Raw genomic sequence first — 22555 nt, forward strand, 5'->3', positions numbered from 1 at the left:
ACTAACCCGGACAGCCTCCTAGGCGCTTACCACATCAGATCGTCCGGTATCTGGTAGTCGGCATAGGGGTCGTCTTCATCGGGCTTGGCTTCGGGCTTGATGCGAATCACGCGATCGGGTGCCTTTTCTTCGACCCGGGCGGCGATATCATCGGGCATAAGTCCATAGCCTGGCTCCAGTACAACGATGGCGAGCTGGCCACGGCTGAGCTGGTTGTGCAGCGAGCGATCCAGGTGCAGCGTTTTAATGACACGGTTATGTACAAAGTTGTAGGGCATGCTGCCCTCTTTGGGCGGCGCGCTGGTGTGTTGCTGGATCAGTTGCAGGGCTTCGGCCAGGCCGGCCTTGCGGGCTTTATCTTCCTCGCGCTGCTGATTTAGCGCGCGGTCCCGCTCCTGCTTTTCCTGACGCTGGCGTTCAATATCCGACTGGACATTGGTGTCCGGATCCTCTGCCTTGATGCCGGACTTGCGCAGCTTGGTCTGCTTGCGCTTGGTGTCTTTGGCCTTTTTTGCCTGCCCCTTGTTCGCCAGGCCCATGTTCAGGAGTTGATCCTGCAGTGTGCGCGCCATCTTCGTAACTACCCGTGACTGAAAAACAGCCGCACTATAGCATAATCACCCTCCTGATTAGGAGCCGCAGAGCAGTGTCGGTTACCGGGGGCTGGTGTACTATGTCGGCTGCTTGCGCCGGGGGCATCGATGTCCGCCCCGAGGACAAGAACTCATCGAGCACAGTGCTGGAGTCTGTTGCGTGTCTGACCTTATCGAACTGTTTCCTGCCATCCTGGCGCTTACTCTGTTATCGGTCTCGCCGGGGCTGGATACTCTGCTCACGGTGCGCAATTCAGCCCGCGGCGGCGTGGCCGCGGGTGTGGTGACCAGCTTTGGCATCTGTAGCGGGCTATTTGTCCATGCGGTGTTGTCCGCACTGGGCATATCGGTGTTGTTGATGCAGTCGGCGGTGCTGTTCGGTGCGCTCAAATTTGCCGGCGCCGGCTACCTGGTCTGGCTGGGCTGGGGCAGTCTTCGCCAGGCGCTGCGCGGCCGTGCGCAACAGGCCTCGGCTGATGCGGTGCAGGCGGTGGCGAAACGGCAGGTTTCCTATGCGCGCTGTGCGCGTGAGGGCTTGCTGTCCAACGTGCTTAATCCCAAAACCATCATTTTTTACATGGCGTTTTTGCCGCAGTTTATTGACCCCGCAGGCGCTGTTCTGGCTCAGGCACTGCTGCTGGCTACGCTGCATTTTGTGATTGCCATGAGCTGGCAGTCATTGCTGGCCGTGTTGACCTGCCGGGTACAGGGCTGGGTCCGAATGCCGGCGCTGCGGGTACTCTGTCATGGGGTTACCGGTCTGGTGATGGTGGTGCTGGGGGTGCGCCTGGCGCTGGCAAAACTCTGAACAGGCTGTTGCGTACCGGGCGGCGGCAATCGAGAAATTGATCACTGAGGTGAAGGATGCGAATAGCGGTATTTTGCGGATCGGCGGATGGCCGTCCCGGCAGTCGATACAAGGAGGCGGCTTTTGAGCTGGGCCAGGTTCTGGCGGGTCGAGGCGTTGACGTCGTATACGGCGGTGCCCGGGTTGGACTTATGGGGGCGGTGGCCAGTGGTGCCCTGAGCGTCGGCGGCAAGGTGATTGGCGTGCTGCCCAAGGGGCTGGCGGAGCGTGAGCTGGCGCATCCTGAGCTTACCGAGCTGCGGCTGGTGGAGACCATGCATCAGCGCAAGGCGCTGATGTCGGATCTTGCCGATGCGTTTATTGCGCTGCCAGGCGGCGTGGGGACCTTTGAGGAAATTTTTGAAATCTGGTGCTGGGCCCAGCTGGGCATTCACCACAAGCCGTTTGGCCTGCTGAGCATCGACGGTTACTACGACAAGCTGGTGGAGTTTATTCGCCAAAGCAGCGATCAGGGCTTTGTACGCCCAGAGTATGTAGACATGCTGCTGGTCGAAAGCGAGGCCGGCCCCTTGCTCAGTGCTTTTGATTCGTACCGTCCGCCTGCGGACAAGTGGGGCTGACAGGCATCCGCGCCGCCGCGGCTGCCTGTCGAGTCAGAGGTATGCAGATAAGGCGCGCCAAGTGAGCAGCGCAAGCATCTCGCGACGGGTTGCCCTGGAGCCTGGGGGGCTATCGCTACTATGGAGGCGCAGCGTGCTTACTGGCGCACGCCCTCGATATTGAAGTCCATATAGATGGTTTCGGCCATGGGACCCAGGTTGTAGTCGATGCCGAATTCCTTCAGCTTAAGTTCGGCGGTGCCCTCAAAGCCGGCCCGATAGCCGCCCCAGGGGTCATCGCCTTCACCCACGCGGGTCACATCGATGGTTACCGGCTTGGTGACTCCGTGCAGGCTCAGGTCGCCCTTGAGTACGCCGCTGCCGTCACCATTGGTTTTGTAGGATGTGCTGACGAAGGTGATTTCAGGGTAGGTGGATACGTCCAGAAATTCTGAACTGCGCAGGTGCTTGTCGCGTTCAGCCTGGTTGGTGTTGACGCTGGCGGCATCGATGGTGATGGTGACGCTGGAACTGTTAGGATCTGCGGCATCGTAATTAAAGCTGCCACTGAATTTTTCCAGCCGCCCGGTGACCCAGCTGAAGCCCAGGTGATTGACCCGGAACAGGATGGACGCGTGGGCGCCCTCTGTGTCGATTACATATTCGGCGGCATACACTGGGCTTGCGGCCAGCAGTGCGCCCAGTGCCAGGCTTTTGATCAGGTGCGTGTTCATGGCGTCTCCCGTTTGATACCAAGAATGCGAGTCAGGGTTGAATCTTTGTCAATGAAATGATGTTTCAGCGCTGCCAGTGCATGGAGGCAGGACAGTGCGATCAATGCAGTGGAACTCCAGTAGTGCAGCATGCCCGCCCGGTCGGCCTGGTGATGCATTTCGATGGGCAACGCCGGCACCGAGAACCAGTTGAACACGGCTACAGCGTGACCATCGGCGCTAGACATGACGTATCCCGAGAGCAGTGCGGTCAGCATCAGCAGATAGAGCAGGGCATGGGCGGTTTTGGTCAGCAGGCGGGTGGCGTGGCCGTGGCCAGGCAGGGCGCGGGGGGCTCGATCCACGCAACGGCAAAGCAGGCGCAGGCCCAGCGCGAACAGCATGATCATGCCCAGGCTGCGGTGCCAGTGGGGCAGCGTTTTGTAATTGGGGTCGTAGTAACTCATGTCGATTATATAGAGGCCGAGGAAGTACAGCCCGAACACCGCGACAGCCATGAGCCAGTGCAGGCTTATGATCGGCCAGCCATAACAGTCGTCATCGTTTTTGAGTTTCAACTTTACCGCCATGGTGTACCTTTGCTGTTCCTGAGCCGAAGACCTGTTGGGGGCCTGTTGCAATCGGTTGGTTAGTCCATTGCGTACAGTATAGGTTCCGCAGCCAGGTACGCCCGGCTGGGCGGTGAGCGGCATCAGACACCGCTTCGATATTTGTTCACATCAACATAAGGATGCTTTACCCCATGACATGGATGAGCTGGTTGTCACTCTGTGCGATCTGCGTGGCGGGCGCTGTCTCGCCTGGTCCGAGCCTTGCCGTTGTGCTGCAGCATACCCTGGGCGGCGGGTGTCGGCATGGCATGCTGACCGGCGTTTTTCACGCGCTCGGTGTGGCGCTTTGGGCGCTGGTGACGGTGGCAGGACTGTCGGTGCTGATTCTGGGGTCCGAGGGGCTGTACCGCCTGGTGACGCTGGCCGGTGCCGCCTACCTTGCCTGGCTGGGCGTGAAGGCACTGCGAAGTTCGGGCACCGGGGCACTGCGGGCCCAGGCGAGTGTGCCCGCCAGTGCGCTGCAGGCCAGCCGTGATGGCTTCATGATTTCGCTGCTCAACCCGAAGCTTGCGGTGTTCTTTCTGGCGCTCTTTTCCCAGTTTGTAACCCCCGGCATGTCGCTGGCGGGTCAGGCGCTGATGATCGCGACGGCCGGGGTGATCGACGGACTCTGGTATTGCCTGGTCGCGCTGTTCCTGTCCCGCACCAGGGTGCTGGCCTGGCTAGCCAGGCGCGCCCGCATTATCGATCGCGCCACCGGCGTGATCCTGTTATTGGTTGCCCTGCGCGTGGTGCAACTGCAGGCTTAGCGCAGGGATTTTTTCTTTTGCAATCAAACCTTTTGCATTCTTCTTCGAGGTTGGTATACTGCGCCCCTGTCTCGTTCGAGGCTGGTCAGACGACCATGTTATGGTAGCTCTGCCGGTCCTCCCGCAACGATAAACCGTGAATCTGGTCAGGCCCGGAAGGGAGCAGCCACAGCGGTCGACTCGTGTGCCGGGATGTGGCTGGTGGAGCTGCCCCCAGATTTTCATAACTCCCTGTTTTGCCTAGAGTTATCGGTTGTTACGCCCTGTTTTGCATGCCAGTGCGACACACAGGTGCGACACATGGCCAGACCTTCCGCGTATATTGAGTCCTCTCGGCACTCTATTTTCTACTTTTGTATCCGAATACCTAAGCCTCTGCGTTCATCTTTTCCGAGACCGGATATCCGTCGTTCGCTTGAGACCAAGTGCAGGCGTGAAGCAGTCATCCGCCGCGCCTCGATGCTGGAGCAGGTGCAGTCGTTGTTCTCGTCTGTTGAGGAAGGGCGTAAAGCAGACCTATCTAGACTCTCCTAGAGGCGACCTGAAAGCCTTTCTAAGCTCCGCTCTGAGCCATGTAGCGCTCGGCATAGATCAGACGCTAAAAGCCACTGAGAGGACTTCTCCAAGGCTGTCTGCTGTGCTTGACGAGTACCTGAAGGTCCAGCGTATGGAAGGCGTCAGCGAGAAGGCAATAGGAGACAAACAGTCCGTCGTAGAGTTGCTGATACGGATCGTCGGAGACCTCCCCATCCATAGCTACCAGCGCGAGCAGGCTCAAGCATTCAAGCAGACCGCCCTTAAACTACCTACGCGAGTGAATTAGAAGGATAAGGTTCTGCTGGAGAAGGCTATAGCCGAAGCCACCACGACCATCAGTCCGACGACCTTCAACAACTACGTCAAGTACCTGACAGCTATGTTCACGTATGCCGTGCGGGAGGAGTACTGCGAGAAGAACTGATCTACGCTGAACAGTATCGGACGTTAGAAGAAGCGAAATCAACGATATTCGAATACATCGAAGTGTTTTATAACCGCATACATAGACACTCGGCTTTGGGGTATATCAGTCCGGCGGGGTATGAGCGCAAATGCGCATAGCCCAGTGTCTAATTTTTGTGGGTAGGGCACACCAAATACCCTAGCCATGAACTCAGCAACTCAACCTGAAGTTCTCTCGTGGCATAAAATGTTGTTACTGAAAAACGACACCAAGAATTTTAGGACTAATTCCTAGTGCAACGTGTCGACACAAACGCGAATAAGACGCATGAGCTTAATGCTCTGTATTGGTGCATGACACTCCCTATGTCGCGCTGTTGCTCGTAGCACTTGGGCTGCCGCGAACGTATTGGAGCTTAATGGGCGGGGTGTGACGAAGAATTTTTGGTTAGCCATCTTTCGTATTTTTCAGGTTCGTCGTATTTGATAAGTCACCAGTTATCTAGCTGGATGATGCATCGACGCACTTAAATTAGAGAGTTTTAATGTTGAGGTATGGCTCAATAACTTCCTGATATATCGGCGATATCTTTTACAGTATTTCGTTTATTGCCGATTAAAACGAATGCTTGAAAACAAGGTTAACGTGCACACGAAAAACGAAGTTGGACGATAACATCGTGTTTGTCGTTCAACAAACCGATTGGTTTAGGAAAAAACCCTTGGGATATCCGTCGCATATTGGCTACGCTTTCGATCAGCGTGTTTGAAAGGGCACGATCAGATAGCAGTCGATCACGCAAAGCCACGGGATCCTGTAAGGACTCGCCGGGCTACCAGGCACATGACTCACAGTGGACGGATATCGCTGTTGGACGTCATAACCTTGGTTGGTTGTAGACCCACCACCGCATATTCCTCCCTGTTGAAGTCGTGATGACATCGTACGACGTGTCATAGGTGCTTCATTACTGCGAAGCGTGAAGCAAACAGGCATCTGGGTTTCCTCCAGTGGGGTACGTCGTAACGCAGGCGAATGGACCCAGCATTGGGGAATCCATCCATGCTACACGAGTGCGGAGCGAGCTGCCCCCTGGTTTAGTTTCATCCGCTAGGATGGCCCGAAGAAAACAAGGGCAACAAGGACAGAGAGGACAGTGACGTGCCGGACTTAACGGACCTCGAACTCTGCATCGAGCTGATCCACTCCGCTGAGACTCCAGAAGAGGCCTTCAGTTACTTCTGCCAGATCGTTGAGGCCAGCGGTTATGACCGGGTGGTGTACAGCCTACTTACCGATCACCCTTCACTCGGACTACCGAAATTGCACGGACTTGCTTCCAGCTATCCAGAAGACTGGATGAAGCACTACAACGAGCACGAATACCTCAAGATCGATCCGGTAGTGCAGGAAGTGCTGAAGATCGGGCGGCCATGCTTTTGGAATGATGTGATCACCAATACTGACCTCTCCGAAGATGCCAACCGCCTCTTGCACGAAGGGGCTGACGCTGGTCTCCAGTCCGGCATCTCTTTTCCGATGGTCGGACTGGCGGGGGAGGTGGCTGGTTTCGCAATTGCTCGCTCAGATCCGGCCCCTACGAAAAATGACTACGACCTCATGGCCCGACTCTACCTGTTGGGCACCTTCTTTCACGAAACGTACCGGAACATGTATCGGCAGCAAAAGCGCGGGGAGATACCCCAGCTGACTGAGCGCGAACACGATGTCTTGCTCTGGGCTGCCGAAGGCAAAACGGACCAGGAGATCGCCATCATCCTCGGCATCACCTTTCACACCGTCCGCTTTCATTGGCGGCAAATATTCCGAAAGCTCGATGTGAAGGGGAGGAGCTATGCGATCACGAAATCCATCAGGTTGGGGCTGGTCACGCCGGAGATCGTGCGGGCGCCCTACCAACATTGGTAGGTTCGGTAATGAGAAGCAGTATCTATCATTTTATTAGAAGGAAATCGTTTTTTTAATAATGGTTTTACTAACGCGTTGTTAATGCCATGGTTGGATTTTGTGTGTTCGCTTAGGTGGGGAATTAAACTTAAACTTTGACACGACTAACTCAGATTATTACGGGGGGTTAACGCGATGAATAAAAATGTTTCGATAGGACTGTCGGTACTTATTTTAATAATTCTCTATGCACCGGTCGCGTCATCTAATGAACCTTATCTCGTAAGTGATATTAATCCAGGTGGTGGCGGAAGCAGTCCAATGGACACAGTTAGTATGGGAGGATTCGTTTACTTTTCTGCTAATGATTTTGGTGATTTTGGTCGTGAGTTGTGGAAAAGTGATGGTACCAATGAAGGGACTGTTTCGGTCAAGGATATCTTTCCCGGCAGTAGTAGCAACCCAGACTCTCTAACTCCTATAGGAAATAAGTTGTTTTTTGTTGCACGTGATGAAACTAGTAATGAAGAATTATGGATAAGTGACGGAACCGAATCTGGAACCTTTATGGTTAAAGATATCAATCCTTTTGGAAGCAGCAATATAGAGTATCTTACCGACGTAAATGGAACTTTATTTTTCGCGGCTGACGATGGTGTTCACGGGAAGGAGCTGTGGAAAAGTGATGGTACTGAGGCTGGCACTATAATGGTAAGTGATATTAACACTGAGTTTTTTGATGCAGGCAGTTTCCCGGAAGAGCTAACCAATGTTAATGGAGTTTTGTTTTTCAGCGCAGCTAATAATGATGCCGTAGGCACTGAGCTATGGAAAAGTGATGGCACTGATGCGGGGACTGTATTGGTTAAGGATTTGAATACTTCTTATCAACATAGTGGAGACCCTCATTCACTCATATCTGCAAATGGGCTACTGTATTTTTAATACTGCGGTTGGTTTTTGGGTCAGTGATGGTACAGAAGCTGGGACGGTGTTAGTTCCAGTTCCATTTGAGTTTTTTTACACTTCGGCAAGCAGATACTATATGGATGGATACATTTATTGTAGTTGTGGACCGACCTCATTTGATGCTGAGTTATGGAAGTTAAACACTAACACATTCGAGTGGGTCCTAGTTAAAGACATTTTTTCAGGTGAGTGGGGGGGGAGTAATCCATCAACATTTAAGTCAGATAATGGAATATTGTATTTTGTTGCTAGAACCGCTTCTTCTGGTTATGAGCCTTGGCGTAGCGACGGTACTGAAGCGGGAACCTATCAATTAAAAGATGTACGTGAGGGAGTCGAAAGTTCCACTGAGGGCTTGGTATTTAAAAGCCATATTATAAACGGAAATCTATACTTTGCTGCTAACGATGGCATAAATGGAAAAGAGTTGTGGGTGAGTGATGGGTCGCCGGAAGGTACTTTAATGGTGTCAGATATTTGGCCTGGTGAGAACAGTTCGGACCCTGATTTTTTTGCCAGTGTAAGCGAAACCCTATTTTTTAAAGCCTATGAAGTTAATAACGGGATTGAGTTATGGGCGTTGAACACAGGTAGTGTTGATTCGGATGGGGACGGCATTAATGATAGTACAGACAATTGTCCGGCTGTACCCAACCCGGTGCAGGTAGACAGCGATGGTGATGGGCTGGGAGATGCTTGCGACCCCTTCCCCAACGACCCGGACAATGATGCCGATGGCGATGGATTCGGTGCCGACGTCGATAACTGTCCGGCGGTGGCCAACCCCAGCCAGACCGATGCTGACGCTGACGGCCTCGGCGATGCCTGTGACGCTTACCCCAACGACCCGGACGATGATGCCGATGGCGATGGATTCGGTGCGGACGTCGACAACTGTCCGGCGGTGGCCAACCCCGGCCAGGAAGATGCCGACGGAGACGGTATCGGCGATGCCTGCGATGGCCTGATCGATTCGGATGGCGACGGGATCGAAGATGGGCTAGACAACTGCCCGCTTGATCCTAATCCTGGCCAATTAGACTCTGATGGAGACGGTATCGGCGACCAGTGCGATGTAAATGGCAACACCGATGTGGATGGCGACGGCGTTTCTGACCGAAAGGATAACTGTCCGATTGTCGCTAACCCGAGCCAGGCCGACGCAGATGGCGACGGCGTCGGCGACGCTTGCGATGCTACACCAGATGAATCCGATACCGACAGAGATGGTGAGTCAGACACGACAGATAACTGCCCGGCAACTCCGAACCCTGATCAGTCTGATACAGATGGCAACGGTGTGGGTGACGCCTGTGAAAAACTCACGGGTAAAGGCGACATGGATGGCGATGGTGTTGTTGACAACAAAGACAACTGTCCATTCATTCCTAACGCCAGTCAAAGCGATTTGAACGGCGACGGTGTAGGCGATGCCTGCGATGTTCCGCCACCGTCAGTCAGCGATGCGGACGGCGATGGATTCGTTGATTCCGCAGATAACTGTCCCCTAGTTGCAAATGATCCTCAGACCGATACCGATGGCGACGGTATGGGCGATGCCTGCGACGATGACATCGATGACGATGGCCTGCCCAATCACCGTGATGATTGCCCAGCTCTAGGGGACCTTGGAAACGGCATTGATCGCAAAGGCTGCCCAATCATTTAAGGCTACGTTGCCCCGGGGACCACTGGCCCCGGGGCCCAATGCTCTGCCAACGACAACCGAGGCGGATGCCCCAAGCAACGGACGCTGAAAACGGAGGAGCCCACCATGCGGTACCCATTGACCTTTTCAGCCGGGATACGATCCCTTCGAATAGAATGGATCCGCAGAGCCAGTAAGTCTGGTGCGTTGGTGCTGGCCACCGCCCTCATGGTTTCTCTCTTCCCGCCAAAGACCCAAGCCGAAAGTTGGAATGACATGTTTAAAGGCATGGCCCGAGACATGATCGAGGAGGGCACGCGGGCTATCCGGGAAAGCAACGACCGTTCCGACCGAAACAATCGACAACAACAACCGTACGAGCAGCAACCCCATCAGCCCTACCAGCAACCCCAACAGCAGTACCAATACCAGCAACCCGCTCAGCAGCCTGTACAACGCTCAAGCCAGTATTCCAGAGCCCAGATCCAAGACATCCAAACCCGTCTCCAAATGCTGGGCTACAACCCCGGCCCGGCCGATGGCCTGTTTGGCGACAAGACGGCCAAGGCGATTGCGCAGTTTGAGATTGACCAGGGGTTGCCGGTGACGGGAAAGCCAGGTCGGACGCTGATAATCGCACTTCACAGCGCCGTAGCACAGTCGAACCGGAGCTATCAGGCAGGTGCCGGGGCTCGGGCGGGACAGTCGATTGGGCAATCAGCGTCGAGTCGATCGGAGCTTTCTCCTTCAGTGCCTGATATGTCGAAGGATCCAACGGTACAGGCGATGACGCGCTGCATGAACGCCTACACCCAGTGTCGTAGGCAGTCACTTGCTTCTCCACAAGTGTGTGCGCAGCAATATAGAGTCTGTTTAGTCGGCGAACCCACTGAATATCGTCCGGTGAAGCCGAGAAAAGAGAGTGCTGTCGCCCACCAGAAGCTCACTCCATCGAAGCCAGAGTCGGTTCACCAAAAGGCCCACAAGCTGCCAGATCCTGACCCTATAGAGGAAGTCAAAGCGACAGCGATTGCTGCCGCACAGACCCTAAACGCAGCGCAAGATAAAGACGTTTCGGTGGGTAAACAGGCAGAGGTCCCTCAAATCGATCAGCGAGAGCTTCAATTAAAAACTTCGACGACCCGAAGGACACTTATAACCACCAGTCCTACTGAGTTCTTCTGGACAAGTATGGGTAACGAGCTGAATCAGGCCGCGACTACCTTGCATCAAGTTAACGAACGAAACAAAGCACTGCGTCGGCATGCCCGCAAGCTACACAAGGCGTTAGAGGTCTGCTGTTCCTGCTCCTACAGGAATGAAATACTCGATGAATTCATCAAATGGCAGGCGGAAGCCCTCTGGAGCACCCAGGTAACCCAAAATGCGATGGGGACATTGCAGGGAAATGTTGATTTTGGGCACCTGATCCCGTCACGGGAGCAGGACAGGGAAAGGCTAATTGCAATGGCTCCACCACCCTGCGAGCCTCCTACTGATATCCCTGAACCCTCGGTAGAGGCTAACGACAGAGGTATCTCAGTCAATCGTAAAGTAGATTGGGGGCTGGTACCGGACAACTTCCGGCTACCAACACCGCCCAAGAAGCAGACACGTGGTGATCTGCTGTATACAGCACATGTACAGATACCCGGGCGTCTGAGGACAACTGCGATTGATTATTACAACCGACATAGGCTCCCTGGCTATGATGACCTGACACGAATAGAAGAGGACATCTATGAAAAAGATGTGGCCCCGTTCAGGGATGATCCTGTGCTTCACTGTTACTACGTGAGCCCTGACTTCCAGGGGTCTAAGGTCATTCGGTACTGGTATCGGAAACGACCGGATGAGTTCGATGCTAATTATCTGAGATCGCGCCTGAGAAACCACCCGATACTCCATATCAGGGCGCCAAATGACAAGTGTCCACAGGACATCGATACGGCGATGGCGATGCAGTTTTAGGTGTTGGCGTATGGGTAACGGGATAGCGACTGCTTCTTTACGAAGTTCAAGCCCGCATTTCCCGCTAAAATGCGCTGAGCCTTACTTTTCCCGACCAGCCTCCATTCAGGGCATGCCTCATAATTCGGGGATGCTGCCCGACGGTACAAGACCGCCGTCGGGCGTTGCGGTTACCAGCCCATCATGCCTTGCCGGCCGAACTCGTGCAGCTTGTCTTTCTGTTCCGGCGTCAGCAGCTCTTCAATCTGGCTCTGCGTCTCTATCCAGTCCTTGGTCATTTGCTGGCTCAGATCGAATACACGCTGCTGCTGCTCACCGATTGCCTCGGCATCGCGCTTTTCGGCGAAGAAGAGCTGACGTAGCTTGGCGGACTCTTCATGCATCTTGCCCATGAGGTCCCAACGTTTCTTCTGTAACTCCTGATGGATCTGAGAAACCTTTTGCTGCTGATCGTCATTCAGCTCGAGCATCTGGAACATGCCGCCATAACCGTGCATCGGTGCGCAGCCGCCCATCATGCCCGGCCCCATCATCGAGCCATATCCCATGCCGTATCCCATGCCATGGCCCTGTGCCGCCCAGTCGGGATGATCTTTTCCGCCTGTACCCATCATGGAACCGGACATCATGCCGGAGCCGTGCGCAAATACCGTGGATGCGTTACCAAGAAGACCTAGCGTCAGTGCCAACGCAAGCCCTGCGTGCTTCGCCCGTGGTGCTTTCATCGCTCAAACCTCTGCTGTTTCGAATTCATGAAGGCGCGTACTGCGCCAATGCGCTCTTTCATACCCATGCTAGTCCGGAATTGGATTCAGGTTCTGATACAGATCAACGAAAGGGACGAGCGTGCGCTCACATTGAACTGGCAGCCTCTGTGGGGGCATTTTCCTGGATAAGCGGCAGCACTGCTTCGGGAACGGGTCGTGAAAGAATGCGGAATGCCTTCACTGAAAAGGCTAACGGCGGGCCGCACGATTAACAGGTAGACGTTGCTTCAGTTGCCGCGCCGGTTTAGGCGATGTCTTACTCTTTTTCGTGCTGCAGGCCGGGTTTCCAGCGCAGGCCCATGAGCGCAATGACGCAGAAGGCCGCCCCTGTATAGAAGGTGGCTGATGCGCCGAGGCGGTCCCACAATAATCCGGCAATGACGCTGGCCAGCAGCATGGCAAGGCCGCAAACAAGGTTGAAGAAGCCAAACGCGGTGCCGCGCAGGTCGGCGGGTGCGGTTTTCGCCACCATTGTCGCCAGCAGCCCCTGGGTAATGCCCATATGCAGGCCCCAGAGTGAAACGCCCGCCAGTATTACAGACCAGTGTGCCTCGATGGCCAGGACCAGGTCGGCAGCGATCAGTACCAGTAAGCCGAAGGTGAGTAGTTTATGGTGGCTCATGCGGTCCGAAAGCTGGCCAAAGGGGTATGCCGAAAGAGAATAGATCAGGCTCATCAGGACCATGACCAGCGGCACCAGGGCGACGGGGATGCCGCCCTGCAGTGCCCGCAATACCAGAAAGGCCTCACTGAAGCGCGCGAGTGTAAACACGGCACCCACCATCACCACCCACCAGTACGGCATGCCGAGGCGACGAAGGTTGTCGCGACGGATCGGGTTGGTGCGCGGTACGCCCTGGGGCGGGGCGGGCTCGTGCAGGCCGAAGATCAGCAGGCCGACGGCCGCCAGGGCTGGAATCGTGGCAACCCAGAATACGGCCCGAAAGTCATTGGCCCACAAGAGCATCAGCCCCACCGCGAGTAGCGGGCCGAGAAATGCGCCGACGGTATCGAGTGACTGGCGCAGGCCGAATGCAGCCCCACGCAGGTGCGAGGGTGTGATATCTGCGACAAGCGCATCGCGTGGTGCGCCACGAATGCCTTTTCCGACCCGATCCAGTACTCGGGCCGACAACAGGAAGCCGATCGTTGGTGCGATGGCAAACAGGGGTTTTGCTATGGCGGCCAGGCCGTAGCCGAGTACAGCGAGCCCTTTGCGCTTGCCCAGATAGTCACTGATTGATCCGGAAAATACCTTGACGATCAGCGCCGTGGACTCCGCCAGTCCTTCAATGAAGCCTACGGCTAACGCGCTGGCACCCAGTGTAGTGACCATGAACATCGGCAACAGACTGTGGATCATCTCGGAGGACATGTCCATCAGCATGCTGACAAAGCCCAGTATCCATATTCCGGTCGGAATTTTCCTCAGCGCGGCGCCCGCGGTATCGGTTTTCATGCGTCCTGTGCCGTTTGCCTTGATCGATTCGCAGTTTTTCAACTGTTCTTTAAAGCACTAGCAGACGCACCCGGGATGGTGCAACCGGGTTGTGATTGATTTCCGGTCGGCTCCGGCAGCAGGGCGCTGCGTGCGGTGCGCTGGCCGATAGCGCCAATCTGCGCCAGACTTTGCGCAATCGGTGCCGGCATCGGCGGCGCAGACTGGGAAGCGTGGAGTGTCAAAAACGCAGCGGCGAATGAACGAAGGAACATGCCATGGACGCAGAGTTAGCAGATTCGGCGGTGACGCTGAGCGCGGAGTACATTGCGGGGCTGTCAGTGCTGGCCACGGTGGGGCTGGTGGTGATGTGGGGGCTGTTTTGGCGCGCAGTGGCCCATTCCAAGGAAAATATCATGGATATACTGCGCAGCCCGTCATTTTTCAAAACTGTTACGGTGATGGGCGTGATTGCGGCCACGGTGGTGCTGAGTCTGGCCGGGCGGCTTGAAGGCAATATTACCGGCGCAATTCTCAGCGGTATCGCGGGCTATGTGCTGGGGCAGCTGTCGAGCAAGAGCGACGCGGACAGGTAGCAGCCTGTCGGACTTACCACTGATCTACTCGGCTCGGGCATCCTGCTTCGCCCTACCTCCTGCATCCATGCAGTCGTGCGGGAAAGCCGCTTCTCTTATGCAAAGAGGGGTCATTTTATGTACTCTTTTTTACTCGTCGCAGGCTCCTCGGCCTGCGGCCCCGCTAAAGCGGTTCTTTCCACTTCGTTCCAAGTGTTAAATAGAACCACTATTCGCCTCAAAAGAGCTCAAAAACTGCCGCAAATCGGTCTTTCCCTCGCTACGATCGGCCAACTCCGACAGGCTGCTAGGTTTGTGATTCCGGGCCGGCACTTCGATGCAGCCTTTCCTGATACGGATATTACGCTGTGACTGCCCGGGCCAAGCGCTGCCGGCCCGGGCGCTGTGCCAGTTTATTCCACCAGGGTATCTTTGCGGTAGCGGAACGGGTGTGCCGGGTAGGTACCCATGATGCGCACGTCCTTGGCGAAGAAATCCAGTTCCTGCAATGCGTACTGCATGGAGCGCTGATCCGGGTGACCTTCGACATCCAGGTGGAAGCTGGTGGCCTGCATCGTATCTGAGGCCATGTAGCTTTCCAGCTTGATGGCGTTGACGCCGTTGGTGGCAAATCCGCCCAGTGCCTTGTACAGCGCGGCCGGCATGTTGCGCACGGCAAACATGATGGAGGTCATGAAGGTGACCGCCGGATCGAACGCCGGCATCTGGCTGGTCTTGGATAAAATCAGGAAGCGCGTGGTGTTGCCGGTTTTGTCCTGGAAGTTGTCCCGCAGGATATCCAGGCCGTAGAGCTCGGCGGCCAGGCTTGATGCGATGGCGGCCTGATGCTTTTTGGGTGCGGCTGCAAGTTCCGCGGCGGCACCTGCCGTGTCCAGGCTGGCGATGGGTTCAATTCCCAGAGACTTGAGGTGGGTATCGCACTGGGCCAGCGCCTGGGGGTGGGACGCAGCTTCGGTGATGTCTTCGATGCGGCTGCCCGGAATGCCAAGCAGGCAGTGATTCACCGGCTCAAAGTGTTCGCCGATAATATGCAGCTCGGTTTTGGGCATCAGGCGGTAGATTTCCTCCACCCGGCCCGCGGTGGAGTTCTCCAGCGGAATCATGGCAAGGTCGGCTTCCTCGCGTTCCACCATAAACATGGCGTCGGCAAAGGTCTCGCAGGCAAAGGCGTCCATTTCCGGATGAACACGGACGCAGGACAGGTGCGAATAGGCACCTTTGTAACCCTGGAATGCGATGATCTTGTTGCTCACGATAACCGACCTTGAAAATCAGATTGCTGTAATGGGGCGGCCATTATTGCATAGCCGCGCAGGGCTGGAAAAATATTATGATCCGGATGCCCTGATGCAATCAGGAATCGGTACTGGTGGGCGTTTCAATCCGGCGGGCCGTCCAGTAGTGGCGCTTCCAGTAGGGGTTGCGCATATCGGAGATGATCACGCCCTGGCTGGTGGAGGCATGCAGGAAACGGCCATTTTCAATATAGATACCGGCGTGCCGGCCAAAGGTGCCGGTCTTGAAAAACACCAAATCACCCGCGCGCAGTTGCTTGGCGGTGATGGTATCGCCCACGGCGAGCAGACCTTCGGTGGTGCGTGGCAGCTCCTGGTTAAAGTACGTGCGAAAGCCATGCTGAATTAGTGCGGAGCAGTCGATGCCATTACGGCCGGTGCCCCCATAGAGGTAAGGTGTGCCACGCCACTCGCGGTGCAGCTCGTACAGCCGACTGACGATGTTCTGTGCCGGTGACGGCGTTTCGGCTGGCACGACTACATCGGCGGGGGGGAGCGTAACGACGGGCCCGGAGCAGCCGTGCAGCAGTGCCAGGCAAAGGCCGGCGAGCAGCACCAGAGCACCACGGGTCGCGCGGCAGTGGCGGCGCTGATAGCGACCGGCATCGGGCCTTGCATGGGGTGTTGGATTGAGCGCGGTGCTGCTGGATGTAGTTGTCATGGCCGCGTTCGGCGCTCCCTGCGAAAGTGTCCTAGCTTATTATCGTGCGGCGGTTAGAGTTAGCTTAGCCCAAACGATCAACGGACGGAGTAAAAGCTGTGGGGCTTTTCAACAGCCTTTTAATCCATCCGATTGTTGGTTAAAGCTCGAGTTGAGCCTAAATCAGCTGCGGGCCTTGTGGCTGTCACGACCGCTGTTTGAGCGGGTGCTGCTCTGCCCGTTGTCACGCGTGTTACGGCGCGCGTCGCTTGTGCGGCTGCGTGGCTTGCTGGCCGCCGGGCTGCCCGCGCTGTTTCCTGACGTGTTGCCTGCGCTGCGGGGTTTGGCCGTGCTGCTGCGCTGCTCGCCGGCGGCGTCGGGCTGGCGTGGTGTGGCCGGGCGCGGGCCCTTGCTTTTCTTGTGTGACTTGCCGGTCTTCAGCTCGGTCTTTTTCTTCGCCTTGGACTTGGCCTTGCTTTTTTTGGCTTGCTTGTCGGCCCGGGGTTCAGGCTTGGTGGGTTCCAGGCCCGCTATCTTGCGGCGTTTGAGCGGCTGTTGCAGGTAGCGCTCGATGCGCCCGACTCTTGGCCAGTCCAGCGAATCGACGATAGACAGCGCGATACCCTGCGAGCCGTCACGCCCGGCACGTCCGGCGCGGTGAATATAGGAATCGGCCTTGAGCGGCAGGTTCAGGTTGATGACATGGGTGATGTTCGCCAGATCGAGGCCGCGGGAGGCAACATCGGTGGCCACCAGTACCTTAAGCCGGCCACGGCGAAGTTGCTTCATGTGCAGGGTGCGTTCGCCCTGGTCCATTTCGCCGTGCAGGCCGTCACACATGATGCCCATGGCGCGCACGATCGAAACCCATTGTTCAACCTGCTTGCGCGTGTTGACGAATACCATTGCCTGATCGATGGTTTCGTCGCTGATCAGTGCCTTGAACAGCGCCAGCTTGTGTTCGTCGTTATCGGCCCGCAGGATGGCATGCTCGATATTGCCGGCGACGGAGCGCGCGTTGCTGACAGCAACCTGGCTGGCTTCGGGCTTGAGCAGTTTGCCGGCCAGCAGCTGGATGGCGGCGGATTCCAGCGTGGCGGAGAACATCAGCGTCTGGTGATCGACCGGCACCAGGCTGGCGACTTCGTTTAGCGGCTCCTGAAAGCCCAGGTCCAGCATGCGGTCGGCTTCGTCGATGACCAGCAGGTTGACGTCGCTGAGATCGACCCAGCCCTTTTCGTCCAACTCAAGCAGGCGGCCCGGCGTGGCGATCAGCAGGTCCATGCCGGCTTCCAGAATCTGTTTCTGGTTGCCATAGGGCACGCCGCCGACGATCAGGGCGCAGTCCATGGACAGCTCGGCGGCAAAGGATTCCACCACCCGCAGAATCTGGCTGGCCAGCTCCCGGGTGGGGCTCAGAATCAGCACGCGCGGTGACAGGCCTGTGCGCGGTGGCTGATCCAGCAAGTGCTGCAGCGCAGGCAACAGGAAGGCGAGCGTTTTGCCACTGCCGGTGGGCGCGGTGGCAAGGATGTCCTGGCCATCGAGGGTCAGCGGAATGGATTGCTGCTGGATCGGTGTCGGGCTTGAAAAGCCGGACTCGATCAGGTGCTGTTGCAGTTCGAGATCTAAATCGAGGTCGAGAAAGGACATCGTTCGTGGGTTCGCCAGCTAAACTGTTTTGAATGGCTGCATAGAATACAGCAAAAGCGCCATCACAGGCGTGCATTAATTTCGCAGTCTTGGATAGGTTTGCGCACAGGGCAGGCCGGTTTGGCGCCGACTGCCAGGTAGCCGGCAGCCCGCAGTGAGTCATGCAGGGCGTGAAATCAGGCAAGTCAGTGCCACAGGCGCGTTGCGACTTGTTCATAGAGGCCCCAGCCCCTATCATGCGCAGCCTAAAACATTCAGCAGTGAAAGCGAGTAAAGTACATTGTCAAGGCCGCAGTTTTCCCCCGGTCAGCGCTGGATCAGCAACACCGAATCGGAGCTTGGGCTCGGTGTTGTTGTCGAGCAGGCGGGGCGTAGCGTCACCCTCAATTTCCCGGCAGTCGAAGAGCAGCGCACCTACGCGGTGACGAATGCACCGCTCAGCCGTGTCGAATACCCGGTGGGCGACAAGGTTCGCAGCACCTCCGGCATTGAGCTGCAGATCACCGAACGACAGGAGCTGAATGGCTGTCTTTTTTACCACGGTATTGATCAGCACGGTGAAAGCCTGACGCTGGCAGAGCTTGAACTCGACAGCCGCGTGCGTTTCAGCAAGCCGCAGGACCGTCTGTTTGCCGGTCAGGTCGACAAGAACAGTGCCTACCTGCTGCGTGTCGAAACCCAGGAACACCTGCACCGCCATCGGCAGTCCGAGGCCTATGGCTTGCTCGGCGGCCGGGTCCAGCTGCTGCCGCACCAGTACTTTATCGCCAGTCAGGTGGCGCGTCGTCCGGTGCAGCGCGTTTTGCTGGCGGATGAAGTGGGGCTTGGCAAGACTGTTGAAGCGGGCCTGATCATGCATCAGCTGCTGTGCAGCGGTCGCGCTCAGCGTGTGCTGGTGGTGGTGCCCGACAGCCTGGTGCACCAGTGGCTGGTGGAAATGCTGCGCCGCTTCAATCTGCGTTTCAGCATTCTGGATCCGTTGCGCTGCGTGGCGCTGGAAGCCGCTGGCGAGGGCAATCCGTTTGAGAGTGCCCAGCTGGTGCTTTGCAGCCTGTCATTCCTGACCGGTGATGACGATCGCCATCGTGCGGCGCTGGAAGCGGACTGGGACCTGCTGGTGGTCGATGAAGCCCACCACCTGGGCTGGAGCGAAGAAGCCGCCAGTCACAGCTATAACGCCATCGAATCCCTGGCCAAGAGCATTCCGGGCCTGCTGTTGCTCACCGCCACGCCTGAGCAGCTGGGTCAGGATGGCCACTTCGCGCGCCTGCGTCTGCTGGATCCCGACCGCTACCACGATCTGCAGGCCTTCCGCGATGAAGAATCCGAATACCGCACCATCAGTAACCTGGTTCAGCGTCTCCAGGCCGAAGACGTGCGCGAGCAGCTGCGCGATGCACCGGAACTGATAGAATCGCTGGAACATTACCTGGGTGAAGCTGCACTGGAACCGCTGCGTGCGGAACTGGCCGACGGTGATATCGAGCACCTGGTGGCCGATGCCGTTGCCAGCCTGCTGGATCGCCATGGTACCGGCCGGGTGCTGTTCCGCAACACCCGCGACGGTGTGCAGGGGTTCCCCAAGCGCGAACTGTACCGCTATCCGCTGCCGCAGCCCGAAGCCTATGCCGACGTGCTGGTGGATACCAATCTTGATGCCGTGCTGCATCCCGAAGCGGGCTTTGATGAAGACTGGCTCGACTGGGATCCTCGGGTCGAGTGGCTGTCCGACTGGCTGCGTGAGCACCGTGACGACAAGACCCTGGTGATCTGCGCGCGCAAGAACACCGCCCGGGCGCTGGAAAAACAGCTGCGCCTGTTCGAGGGTGTCAAGGCGGCGGTGTTCCACGAGGGCATGAGTCTGCTGGAGCGTGATCGCGCGGCGGCCTATTTTGCCGATGAAGACGACAGCGCCCAAGTGCTGATCTGCTCGGAAATCGGCAGTGAAGGGCGTAACTTCCAGTTTGCTCACCACCTGGTGCTGTTTGATCTGCCGCTCAATCCTGACCTGCTCGAGCAGCGTATTGGCCGTCTGGACCGCATTGGCCAGCGCCATGACGTACAGATTCACGTGCCTTATTTCGAACAGAGTCCGCAGGCGGTACTGCTGAACTGGTTTGACCTGGGCATCAATGCCTTCAAGCGCTGCAACCCGGCAGGGCAGGCCCTGTTCCAGCAGTTCGCGCCGGCACTGCGTGAGTTGCTGCTGTGCTATGACGAAGCCGAGCTAGAACAGTTGCTGGACGATACCCGTCACCGTGCCGACGAACTGCTGGAGCAGTTGCAGGCCGGGCGCGATCGTCTGCTGGAGCTGAATTCCTGCCAGCCTGAGCCCGCCGCACAGATTATCGAACAGGTGGCCGAGGCATCGCGCTCACTGGAGCTGGCCGGTTACATGGAGCGGGTCTTCGATCTCTTCGGTGTTGAACAGCAGACCCATGGTCCCGATAGTCTGGTGCTGCATCCGGGTAACCACATGCCGGTATCGAGCTTGCCGGGCCTGCCGGAGGACGGTATTACCGCGACCTTCCAGCGCGCGCTGGCGTTGTCCCGTGAGGACATGCAGTTCCTGACCTGGGAGCATCCGCTGGTAAGCGGTGCGATGGAGCTGATCAGCGATGGCGAATTCGGCAATACTGCCCTGTGCAGCCTCAAGCTGCCGCCGTTGCCGCCGGGTACCCTGTTGCTCGAGGCCTTCTTCAACCTCCGCTGCACGGCACCGCGCGCGTTGCAGATGCAGCGCTATCTGGGGCAGCACTCGGTGCGTCTGGTGCTCGACAACAACGGCAACGACCTCAGCGGCATCATTACGCACAGCCACCTTAACAAACTGGCCTCACGTGTTGGGCGACGCACCGCTCAGTCGCTGGTGGGTCATGCCAGGCCGCAGATCGCCGAGATGGTGGAGAAGGCTGAAAAACTGGCCGCCGTCCAGGACAACCCGGTACGCGAACAGGCCCGGGCCCGGGCCGAAGCGGTGTTGGGGGGCGAAATTACCCGCATGCGGGCACTGGCTCAGGTCAATCCCAATATCCGTGCTGAAGAAATCGAGCTGCTGGAGCAGCAGCTGGGGCAGGTTCAGGCTCAGATTGACCTGGTGCAGCTTGAGCTCGATGCGCTGCGTATCGCGGTGGTTGAATGATCGCGCAGCACCCATGCACCTCTCCTGGGCCGGCACTGTTGCCGGCTCTTACCCCTGATTGGAGTTAAACTTTGCTATTCACCGATCTGCCCCTGGATAAACGCCTGCTCAAGCTGCTTGAGCAGCTGAACTTCAGTCAGGCGACTGAAATTCAGCAACAGGCGATTCCGTTTGCGCTTCACGATCGTGACCTGATTGCGTCCTCCAAGACGGGGTCCGGCAAGACGCTGGCCTACCTGGTGCCCGCCCTGCAGCGGGTCACCAAGCGCAAATCACTGACTAAACGCGACCCGCGCGTACTGATTCTGGTGCCCACGCGCGAACTTGCCGGGCAGGTGTATGGCCAGCTGCGTGCCTTGCTGGCCGGCAGCAATCTGAAGGGGGTGCTCATTCAGGGTGGCGAGAACTTTAACGACCAGGAAAAGATGCTGCGCCGGGACCCCGACTTTGTCGTTGCAACGCCGGGGCGTTTGGCGAATCACCTGGACGCCCGCACCCTGGTGCTGGCCGGGCTTGAAATGCTGGTGCTGGATGAAGCCGACCGCATGCTGGATCTGGGTTTTGCCGATCAGTTGCGCCAGATCAATGCCGCCGCCAATCATCGCCTGCGCCAGACGCTGTTGTTTTCCGCCACGCTGGATCATGCCGAGGTTGAGGCCCTGGCCAGTGACCTGCTGAAGAACCCCAAGCGTATCGCCATTGATGCCGTGACCCGGCCCCATGAAGATATCCGCCAGCGCTTTTTCCTGTGTGATCATCTGGATCACAAGCAGGCACTGCTGACCCACCTGCTCAAGCATGAAAAGTTTCAGCAGGTGATTATTTTCACCGCCACGCGCGGCGATACAGAAAGACTGGCGCAGTGGCTTGGCGAACAAGGCCTTAAAACTGCGGCGCTCAGCGGCGAGCTGGCCCAGGGCGAGCGCAATCGCATCATGGACGCTTTCAGTCGAGGGCAGCAGCAGGTGCTGGTAACGACCGATCTGGCGTCCCGCGGGCTCGATCTGCTTAACGTGTCCCTGGTCATCAACTTCGACTTGCCCCGCCATAGCGAGGAGTATGTGCACCGGATCGGTCGCACAGGCCGTGCCGGCGCCAAGGGGGATGCCGTTTCCCTGGTGGGTCCCAAGGACTGGGACAGCCTGACGCGCATTCGCCGAATGCTGCAGCAGGATATCGAGTTTTCCGAGATCGCTGGCCTAGTCGGCAAGTTCAAGGGGCTGGTGCCAGCGCCGGTCAAACCGCCCAAGGTACCGGTGCAGGCCGCCGCCGCGCCTATGGGGCGCAAGGCGCGCAACAAGCGCAAGGAGGCGCCACAGCGGCCAAGACCGGGACGCGCCAAGAGCAAGGTGGTGTCGGACGATGGTTTCGCCCCCATGCTGCGCAGTAAAAAGCCGGCTGTGCCCGATACAGACGACGAATAATCAATTACATTCTCGCGCCTTTGCAAACACCGCCGCCGGGGCTTGCCCGCTGGAGGTGTTTGCACGA

Annotated in this window: 19 protein-coding genes, 1 other RNA gene and 1 pseudogene; 13 read left to right on the forward strand and 8 right to left on the reverse strand. The window is 57.3% G+C overall.

Features of this window, described 5'->3' with window-relative positions; translation table 11 throughout:
• Window positions 1-26 precede the first annotated feature (26 nt).
• The gene (locus F451_RS0105015; RefSeq protein WP_020680257.1) at window positions 27-572 is read right to left on the reverse strand and encodes a DUF2058 domain-containing protein; all 546 of its coding nucleotides are present in this window, start codon (window positions 570-572) and stop codon (window positions 27-29) included.
• Between the two features lie 181 nt (window positions 573-753).
• Between F451_RS0105015 and F451_RS0105020 the strand changes: the two genes are divergently transcribed.
• Together F451_RS0105020 and F451_RS0105025 are read left to right on the forward strand one after the other, a co-directional pair.
• The gene (locus F451_RS0105020; RefSeq protein WP_020680258.1) at window positions 754-1401 is read left to right on the forward strand and encodes a LysE family translocator; all 648 of its coding nucleotides are present in this window, start codon (window positions 754-756) and stop codon (window positions 1399-1401) included.
• A 56-nt stretch (window positions 1402-1457) separates the two neighbouring features.
• Complete coding sequence (locus F451_RS0105025; RefSeq protein WP_020680259.1) at window positions 1458-2021, forward strand: LOG family protein; 564 nt, start codon at window positions 1458-1460, stop codon at window positions 2019-2021.
• A 137-nt stretch (window positions 2022-2158) separates the two neighbouring features.
• On the opposite strand, the gene F451_RS0105030 is transcribed toward F451_RS0105025, so the two are convergent.
• Window positions 2159-2734 carry a YceI family protein gene (locus F451_RS0105030; protein ID WP_020680260.1) on the reverse strand — a complete coding sequence of 192 codons (576 nt, stop codon included), beginning with the start codon at window positions 2732-2734 and terminating at the stop codon, window positions 2159-2161.
• Window positions 2731-3303 (reverse strand): cytochrome b, encoded by a 573-nt coding sequence (locus F451_RS0105035; protein ID WP_020680261.1) that lies wholly within the window; start codon window positions 3301-3303, stop codon window positions 2731-2733. Before F451_RS0105035 ends, F451_RS0105030 begins: the two co-directional genes overlap by 4 nt.
• Window positions 3304-3485: 182 nt before the next feature.
• Between F451_RS0105035 and F451_RS0105040 the strand changes: the two genes are divergently transcribed.
• From F451_RS0105040 to F451_RS27095, 8 genes and pseudogenes are all read left to right on the forward strand, one after another.
• Window positions 3486-4094, forward strand: coding sequence for a LysE family translocator (locus F451_RS0105040; protein ID WP_020680262.1), 609 nt, complete (start codon window positions 3486-3488; stop codon window positions 4092-4094).
• A gap of 110 nt (window positions 4095-4204) precedes the next feature.
• Window positions 4205-4301: signal recognition particle sRNA small type (gene ffs, locus F451_RS27080), an RNA gene on the forward strand.
• 93 nt (window positions 4302-4394) lie between these two features.
• Entirely contained in the window at window positions 4395-4628 is a 234-nt protein-coding gene (locus tag F451_RS28755) for a DUF6538 domain-containing protein (RefSeq protein WP_420835271.1), read from the forward strand.
• A 408-nt stretch (window positions 4629-5036) separates the two neighbouring features.
• Window positions 5037-5195: pseudogene (locus tag F451_RS27085) on the forward strand (IS3 family transposase); the annotation flags it as partial.
• Between the two features lie 1003 nt (window positions 5196-6198).
• Complete coding sequence (locus tag F451_RS0105050; RefSeq protein WP_020680264.1) at window positions 6199-6966, forward strand: autoinducer binding domain-containing protein; 768 nt, start codon at window positions 6199-6201, stop codon at window positions 6964-6966.
• 174 nt (window positions 6967-7140) lie between these two features.
• A complete protein-coding gene (locus tag F451_RS27090) occupies window positions 7141-7890 on the forward strand; it encodes an ELWxxDGT repeat protein (protein WP_083928346.1) in 750 nt (249 codons plus the stop codon).
• Window positions 7841-9583 carry a thrombospondin type 3 repeat-containing protein gene (locus F451_RS24860; RefSeq protein ID WP_156826376.1) on the forward strand — a complete coding sequence of 581 codons (1743 nt, stop codon included), beginning with the start codon at window positions 7841-7843 and terminating at the stop codon, window positions 9581-9583. Before F451_RS27090 ends, F451_RS24860 begins: the two co-directional genes overlap by 50 nt.
• A 105-nt stretch (window positions 9584-9688) precedes the next feature.
• Window positions 9689-11533, forward strand: coding sequence for a peptidoglycan-binding domain-containing protein (locus tag F451_RS27095; protein WP_020680267.1), 1845 nt, complete (start codon window positions 9689-9691; stop codon window positions 11531-11533).
• A 170-nt stretch (window positions 11534-11703) separates the two neighbouring features.
• Here F451_RS27095 and F451_RS24870 read toward each other — a convergent pair whose 3' ends face one another.
• Together F451_RS24870 and F451_RS0105075 are read right to left on the reverse strand one after the other, a co-directional pair.
• Window positions 11704-12258 (reverse strand): Spy/CpxP family protein refolding chaperone, encoded by a 555-nt coding sequence (locus F451_RS24870; protein ID WP_083928348.1) that lies wholly within the window; start codon window positions 12256-12258, stop codon window positions 11704-11706.
• A 298-nt stretch (window positions 12259-12556) separates the two neighbouring features.
• Window positions 12557-13759: an MFS transporter gene (locus F451_RS0105075; protein WP_020680269.1), complete on the reverse strand. Its 1203-nt coding sequence runs from the start codon at window positions 13757-13759 to the stop codon at window positions 12557-12559.
• 257 nt (window positions 13760-14016) lie between these two features.
• On the opposite strand from F451_RS0105075, the gene F451_RS0105080 reads away from it, so the two are divergent.
• Window positions 14017-14334, forward strand: coding sequence for a hypothetical protein (locus F451_RS0105080; RefSeq protein WP_020680270.1), 318 nt, complete (start codon window positions 14017-14019; stop codon window positions 14332-14334).
• A gap of 392 nt (window positions 14335-14726) precedes the next feature.
• On the opposite strand, the gene F451_RS0105090 is transcribed toward F451_RS0105080, so the two are convergent.
• The 3 genes from F451_RS0105090 to F451_RS0105100 all read right to left on the reverse strand — a co-directional run bounded on the left by F451_RS0105090 (window position 14727) and on the right by F451_RS0105100 (window position 17922).
• Complete coding sequence (locus F451_RS0105090) at window positions 14727-15587, reverse strand: prephenate dehydratase (RefSeq protein WP_020680271.1); 861 nt, start codon at window positions 15585-15587, stop codon at window positions 14727-14729.
• A gap of 100 nt (window positions 15588-15687) precedes the next feature.
• The gene (locus F451_RS24875) at window positions 15688-16290 is read right to left on the reverse strand and encodes a C40 family peptidase (RefSeq protein ID WP_020680272.1); all 603 of its coding nucleotides are present in this window, start codon (window positions 16288-16290) and stop codon (window positions 15688-15690) included.
• Window positions 16291-16452: 162 nt separating this feature from the next.
• Window positions 16453-17922, reverse strand: coding sequence for a DEAD/DEAH box helicase (locus F451_RS0105100; protein WP_020680273.1), 1470 nt, complete (start codon window positions 17920-17922; stop codon window positions 16453-16455).
• 280 nt (window positions 17923-18202) lie between these two features.
• On the opposite strand from F451_RS0105100, the gene rapA reads away from it, so the two are divergent.
• Complete coding sequence (gene rapA / locus F451_RS0105105) at window positions 18203-21064, forward strand: RNA polymerase-associated protein RapA (RefSeq protein ID WP_020680274.1); 2862 nt, start codon at window positions 18203-18205, stop codon at window positions 21062-21064.
• Between the two features lie 71 nt (window positions 21065-21135).
• The gene (locus F451_RS0105110; protein WP_020680275.1) at window positions 21136-22488 is read left to right on the forward strand and encodes a DEAD/DEAH box helicase; all 1353 of its coding nucleotides are present in this window, start codon (window positions 21136-21138) and stop codon (window positions 22486-22488) included.
• The last annotated feature ends 67 nt before the right edge of the window (window positions 22489-22555 follow it).

This window comes from Marinobacterium rhizophilum DSM 18822 (assembly GCF_000378045.1).
Lineage (GTDB): Bacteria > Pseudomonadota > Gammaproteobacteria > Pseudomonadales > Balneatricaceae > Marinobacterium_A > Marinobacterium_A rhizophilum.